Genomic DNA, 4,103 nt, shown 5'->3' with positions numbered 1-4,103 from the left:
AAAACAATAATTGAAACTTATGGCATTCCTTTAATTCCAAAACGTGTTCAAGGATTTGAAACATTAGCGCTATTGATTCTCGAACAACAAGTTTCTATTGATTCGGCAAAAGCTACTTACAACAAACTCAAAAATCAAGTTGAAATATTTTCGCCAGAAAATTTAATTATTTTATCCGACGAAAATTTCAGAACTTGCGGTGTAAGTCGACAAAAAACCAAATACATTAAATGTCTTGCCGAAGCCATTCTCGAAAAAACAATTGACTTAGAAAGTTTACCATTAAAATCAGCCGAAATTGTTCGTCAAGAACTCATTCAAATTAAGGGAATTGGAAATTGGACAATCGATGTTTACTTGATGTTTTCTTTAAACTCTCAAGATATTCTGCCACTTGGCGATATTGCAGTTGTCAATACTATCAAAGAATTATTAGACATTCACGAAAAAGCCGAAATGGATGTTTATACTCAAAAATGGTCTCCATTTCGTTCAATGGCAACCTTTTTATTATGGCATCATTATTTACAAAAACGCAATCGAAAAGTTGAATATTAATATTAGCAAAAATAAATTTCAAACATATTTTAATTATTAATAAAATATAATTTAACAAATATTGATATATTTATAGCAATTAAACTATTAAATATTTTAAATAAGTGTTGTTAAACATTGATTTACTACACTTAATCGACTTTGTTAGATTTTATTACAAATTATTTTATACATCTTTAGTTTATAACTACTTTTGCAAGATATTTAAAATAAATAAAACAAAATGCAAAAGATTAAAAACAAAAAAATAATTACTTTTTTTATATTTATTTTTTTATTTACATCAATTAATATTTATTCTAATACTATTTTCGGCGGAATAGAAATAGGAAGTAAAGGTGTAAAAATTACAATTCTTGATGTTGAGAATGCTAAGAAAAATGTTTTTACTTTAAAAGAGTTTTGGACCACTAATGTTGGAATTGCAAAAGGAATTTCAATTGATGGCAATTTAGCTAACGATGATATTGAAGCTGCTTCGAAAGTTGTTCTGGAAAATTACAACAAACTGCTTAATGAATATAAAATTGAAGATAAAAATATTTTTATAGTAGCTTCTTCGGGTGTTGGAATTGCCAAAAACACAGATGTGCTTGTTGATAAAATAAGATTACTTACTCATAAAGAAATGGAAGTTATTTCTTCTAAACTCGAAGCAAAACTAATGTTTAGAGGAAGTATCATTAAAAAACTTTATTTGAATTCATTACTTTTAGACATTGGCGGTGGAAACACAAAAGGCGGATATGTTGAAATTAGAAACGAAGATATAAACGTATTTTATCCTTTTAACATCAATTTAGGAACAATAACTTTAACAGAAAAAATCAATAAAGAAGTTGTTAATAAAGAAGATATTAATGCGTTTACAGCCAAATTAGATGCATTTGTTCCAAAATTAGATGCAGATGTTAAACAAATGTATTTAGAAAGACCAGAATACAAAGAAAAGAAAAATATATATTTGAGTGGTGGAGCTGTATGGGCATTCTTTACACTATCTAACAACACCGGTACTGAAAATTTTTCTGAATTTACATATGAAGATGTTTTGTATTATGATGCAGTAATCAAAAATAATTTTAAAAAATTTACTGATTTAAGCGCAACAAATCCAGAAATTTCTAGAGTTCTTAAAACTTATTCTCAAAAACATTTAATAGCTGCAAATACAATTTTATTAACTTCACTTTCGAATTTAGGTGATCTTGAAACTAAAAAATTATATTTTGTAAAGCAAGGTCAAATTGCATGGTTGCTCTCTTATGTTGCTGATTCAGCTAAAGGTTCAAAAGTAATTTATTAATAAAATAGGCGATATTCTATATAGTATTTTATTCTCACCAAAAAGAAAATAGTCGAAATATTAAAAGTAGAGGTACATAGTAATTTAATTTTAAATAGCTATTTTTTTTATTCTATCATAGCGCCTTTTTTAATTTTTTCTTTGATTTTATGTAGTTAAAATGTATTTACTAAAACATGACCATAAAAATTATAATAAATTTATAAAAAGTCTCATTTTAGAGACTTTTTATATTTTAAAAACAATTTAATTTTAGATAATTTGACTAATTTTTAACCCAAATATTAAAATCTGGTTTATCTATTTTACAAATATAATTATTAGAAATTAGAAATTTTTGAAGTGCTAATTCTCCATCATTACCTAAAACGTTTCCTTTTGTATCAACTATTATAGGCCATTTTTTTGTTTTAAAAATGTTTTCATTAATCTTCAAAAACAATTCTTGAGGTTGATGCATTTTATCTGACAGCCAAAAATTTTCGAGCACTGGTTTTTTATTTGTAAGGTAATAAAACATTGGTTGATGTCCGTAAATAAAAAGTGAGTTATTTTGATTTCCACAATTTTTAATAGCAAAGTATAAATCTTCGATATGTTTTGCATTTTTTTTAGTTGTCAAAACACCTGCCATTTTTGGATTGTCTATTGTATAAATTGCTCTAAATCTGCTTTTTAATCCATAATCTACATGGTATATCCATAAAATTCGGATTGTAAAACTTATAAATAGAATAATCATTATTCCAGAAATAGAAAAAGGCAGAGTTAAAAAACTTAATCTTCTAAAAACCAACTCATTATAAGAAGACAAAATAACAATTGACAAAGGTAAAAGAACCATAAAACCATACAATAATTTCAAGAAAAACCCAGTATTTGTGCCAAATACTTGTGCAAAAGTAAATGCTAAACAAACCAAAACTGTTAAACTAAATTTATCTTTATTAATTAAAGAGTACAATAATGGCAATAAACAGAAAGCAGGTACAATATACATTATTTTGTTATTATATGTAAAATCGTGATCAATAATTATAACTAAAAAAAGAGCTAAAAATATATATAAAAAAAAATTAATTATTTTTTTTTGTTTTAATAAATATTTATAAACTACTGAGCTAAATATTAAAAATGTTATTACAAAAATAGAATATGGAATAAAAATTACAAATTCCTTAAAAATCTTTTTTATCAATAAAAACGGAGAATGACTACTTTTACTAAGTTCATTAAGTGATTTAAAATTATCAGAAAAAACATTTAACAAGTTAAGAAAATTAAGAATTAACAGAAAAATTAATAAACATAAAATAAACCCAATAAATAAGTAATAACAATTTTTGAATAAAAATTTAAATTGATGATTAAGGTTTTTTTCTTCTTTATAAAAGATTTTATAAGTAAGCATTAAAGGAATTAAAATAATAGCAATCATAGAAGGAATTCTGCATAATATTGCCAATGAAAGAAATATACCTGAAAAAAAAATAGGTTTATATTTTTTTTCTTCAACTCCTTTTATTAGTAAAAATCCAGATATAATTAAAAAAAACCAACAGGATATATCTTTAGTATAAACAAAATTAAAACACCTTTCTGAAAAAACAATTCCACAAAAAACACTGAACAGAATTAAGGTTTTATTTTCAATTACTCTTTTTAAAATTAAATAAATTATAAATATTATTGGATATAAAAATAACAAATAAAGAAATTTTAATCCTATAATTCCAAAATCAGGAAAAATTTCAAACCAAGTTGCACCAATTAAATCGGTTAAAAAAACTGGGCTAAAAACTTTACCTATTTTCAAATTTTCAAAAAAGTTTTCAAAAATGTAAGCCATATAACCTGTATCGGTCAAATCACCACATTGCCAAATAAAAATAAATGGATAAAAAATCAATAAAAAAATTAAGCCATTATTAAATACTTTTTCATTTGTTTTAACGATTTTAAAAATGTTCATATAAGTTTATTTGTGCTTCTTTTGTTAAATAACAATGATACTAAATATTTAAAGTAAAAAAAAATTAAATCATTTATTAAAGCACATTATTGCGTTTTTTGTAAAACTAATGTCAATTTCTAAAATCGATTTTCTTTATATTTGTAAATCATTATAATCCCAGATTAAGCATTAGGAATCGTAGGGAAACAATATTTTTCAATAAAGTCAAGTGCTCACGGAATTTTTTGAATGAAGACATATGTTATATTTCAAAATTTAAAAAAT

Annotated in this window: 3 protein-coding genes; 2 read left to right on the top strand and 1 reads right to left on the bottom strand. The window is 23.8% G+C overall.

Going from position 1 to position 4,103, the window contains the following annotated elements; genetic code table 11:
• The first annotated feature begins 6 nt into the window (after positions 1–6).
• Positions 7–558, top strand: coding sequence for a DNA-3-methyladenine glycosylase family protein (locus ACH2BC_RS02065; RefSeq protein ID WP_395052317.1), 552 nt, complete (start codon positions 7–9; stop codon positions 556–558).
• Between the two features lie 223 nt (positions 559–781).
• Positions 782–1,864, top strand: coding sequence for a Ppx/GppA phosphatase family protein (locus ACH2BC_RS02060; protein WP_395052316.1), 1,083 nt, complete (start codon positions 782–784; stop codon positions 1,862–1,864).
• Positions 1,865–2,129: 265 nt separating this feature from the next.
• Here ACH2BC_RS02060 and ACH2BC_RS02055 read toward each other — a convergent pair whose 3' ends face one another.
• The gene (locus ACH2BC_RS02055) at positions 2,130–2,864 is read right to left on the bottom strand and encodes a hypothetical protein (protein ID WP_395052315.1); all 735 of its coding nucleotides are present in this window, start codon (positions 2,862–2,864) and stop codon (positions 2,130–2,132) included.
• Positions 2,865–4,103: the final 1,239 nt, after the last annotated feature.

Source organism: Flavobacterium sp. (assembly GCF_043760115.1).
Taxonomy (GTDB): Bacteria; Bacteroidota; Bacteroidia; order Flavobacteriales; family Flavobacteriaceae; genus Flavobacterium.
The sequence above is the reverse complement of the archived record's forward strand: the minus strand, read 5'-3'. Positions and strand labels throughout refer to the sequence as shown.